Origin of the sequence: Pseudomonas sp. NPDC099000, from assembly GCF_044759925.1 — a bacterium.
Classification (GTDB): domain Bacteria; phylum Pseudomonadota; class Gammaproteobacteria; order Pseudomonadales; family Pseudomonadaceae; genus Aquipseudomonas.
This window is the reverse complement of the sequence record NZ_JBIWAF010000056.1, coordinates 1-2,112: the sequence shown is the minus strand read 5'-3', so window position 1 is coordinate 2,112 and position 2,112 is coordinate 1. Positions and strand designations below refer to the sequence as shown.

At 54.9% G+C, this 2,112-nt stretch carries 3 protein-coding genes and 1 pseudogene; all 4 read left to right on the top strand.

Features of this window, described 5'->3' with window-relative positions; genetic code table 11:
• Positions 1-71 (top strand): annotated as a pseudogene (gene rplK / locus ACIQV9_RS28890) (50S ribosomal protein L11); the annotation flags it as partial.
• Positions 71-766, top strand: a complete 696-nt coding sequence (gene rplA, locus ACIQV9_RS28885; RefSeq protein WP_007896626.1) for a 50S ribosomal protein L1 — start codon at positions 71-73, stop codon at positions 764-766. The pseudogene rplK and the gene rplA, both read left to right, overlap by 1 nt.
• Positions 767-964: 198 nt before the next feature.
• A complete protein-coding gene (gene rplJ, locus ACIQV9_RS28880) occupies positions 965-1,465 on the top strand; it encodes a 50S ribosomal protein L10 (RefSeq protein ID WP_010467255.1) in 501 nt (166 codons plus the stop codon).
• An 80-nt stretch (positions 1,466-1,545) separates the two neighbouring features.
• Entirely contained in the window at positions 1,546-1,911 is a 366-nt protein-coding gene (rplL, locus tag ACIQV9_RS28875; RefSeq protein ID WP_010467258.1) for a 50S ribosomal protein L7/L12, read from the top strand.
• Positions 1,912-2,112 lie beyond the last annotated feature (201 nt).

The following is a 2,112-nucleotide window of genomic DNA, read 5'->3' as shown; positions in this document are numbered from 1 at the left end:
ATATGGACGCAGCCGAGCGTACAATCGCCGGTTCTGCTCGTAGCATGGGCCTTAACGTGGAGGGTGTGTAATGGCTAAGTTGACCAAGCGTCAAAAGGCTATCGCCGGCAAAATCGAAGCAGGCAAGTCCTACAACTTTGTAGATGCTGCCGCTCTGCTGGCTGAGCTGTCGACTGTCAAGTTCAGCGAGTCGTTCGACGTTGCTGTAAACCTGGGTGTTGACCCGCGTAAATCTGACCAGGTTGTTCGTAGCGCTACTGTGCTGCCACACGGCACTGGCAAGACCGTTCGCGTAGCTGTGTTCACTCAGGGTCCAGCTGCTGAGGCCGCTCTGGCTGCCGGCGCTGACCGTGTAGGTATGGACGACCTGGCTGCCGAAATGAAAGGCGGCGACCTGAACTATGACGTAGTTATCGCATCCCCGGATGCCATGCGCGTTGTTGGTCAGTTGGGTCAGATCCTGGGTCCGCGCGGCCTGATGCCTAACCCTAAAGTCGGCACCGTAACTCCAGACGTAGCTACCGCGGTTAAAAACGCCAAGGCTGGTCAGGTTCGTTATCGCACCGACAAAAACGGCATCATTCACACCTCCGTTGGCAAAGTCGGCTTTGACGCCGTCAAGCTGAAGGAAAACGTTGAAGCCCTGATCGCTGATCTGAAGCGTATCAAGCCAGCTTCCTCGAAAGGTATTTACGTCAAGCGCGTTACCCTGAGCACCACCATGGGTCCAGGTCTGGTCATCGACCAAGGCTCGCTCGACGCGTAAGACACAGATTGGCGCAAGCGATTGCGCCAATTGAAAGATTGGGGTCCCTGCCTGGCGGGGGCTATCCAAGACCGTAGGCGACGCAAGTCTTAAACCTCAAGCCTACGCAGATGGTGCTCCCGGTTCCTTACCGAATCAGACACCAAAACGACATCTGGCCTCGGTTGGATGAAACGGTAACAAGCAGGAGTTTTTCCCGTGGCAATTAAACTTGAAGACAAGAAGGCCATCGTCGCTGAAGTCAACAAGGCTGCCCAAGTTGCTCTGTCCGCTGTCGTGGCTGATGCCCGTGGCGTAACAGTAGGCGCTATGACCGGACTCCGTAAAGAGGCTCGTGAAGCTGGCGTTTACGTACGTGTTGTACGTAACACCCTGCTCAAGCGCGCCGTTGCTGGCACTCAATATGACGTGCTCAACGACGTGTTCACTGGCCCGACCTTGATTGCATTCTCCAAAGAACATCCGGGCGCTGCTGCTCGTATCTTCAAAGAGTTCGCAAAAGGTCAGGATAAGTTCGAGATCAAGGCAGCTGCGTTCGAGGGCAAGTTCCTCGCGGCTAATCAGATCGACGTACTGGCAAGCCTGCCGACCCGTGACGAAGCAATTTCTCAGCTGATGAGCGTGATTCAAGGCGCAACCAGCAAATTGGCTCGTACTCTGGCGGCTCTTCGCGACCAGAAAGAAGCTGCTGCAGCCTAAGGCTGAGCGTCTCCTTTCAGCGTTTATTGTTTATTTCGATGGCCGCGTAGGCTGTCACCCCAATACAGGAATTTATAGTCATGTCTCTGACTAACGACCAAATCATCGAAGCAATCGGCGAAAAATCCGTTCTGGAAATCGTTGAGCTGATCAAGGCCATGGAAGAGAAGTTCGGCGTTTCTGCTGCCGCTGCTTCCGCTGGTCCAGCTGCTGTCGCTGCTGTTGTTGAAGAACAAACTGAATTCAACGTCATGCTGCTGGAAGCTGGCGAGAAGAAAGTTAACGTGATCAAGGCAGTACGTGAACTGACCGGTCTGGGCTTGAAAGAAGCCAAGGCAGTAGTTGACGGCGCTCCTGGCATGGTTCTGGAAGCTGTTTCGAAAGACGCAGCTGACAAAGCCAAAGCCACTCTGGAAGAAGCAGGCGCTAAAGTCGAGCTGAAGTAAGCATCGACTTTGCTCCTCCAGCCCGAGCGTTAAGCGAAAGGCTGATGGCTGGTGGCTCTTGCCACCGGCCTTTTTCCGTTATTGGCAGCCGACTGGGTCGGTGCTGGTAACGAGCTGTAACCACCCGATGCGGTGGCGCAAACCATGGGGTTTGCACGATTTTCTGGCTGCTCCCGCCGGGAGGGGCCAAACAAGCAGGTG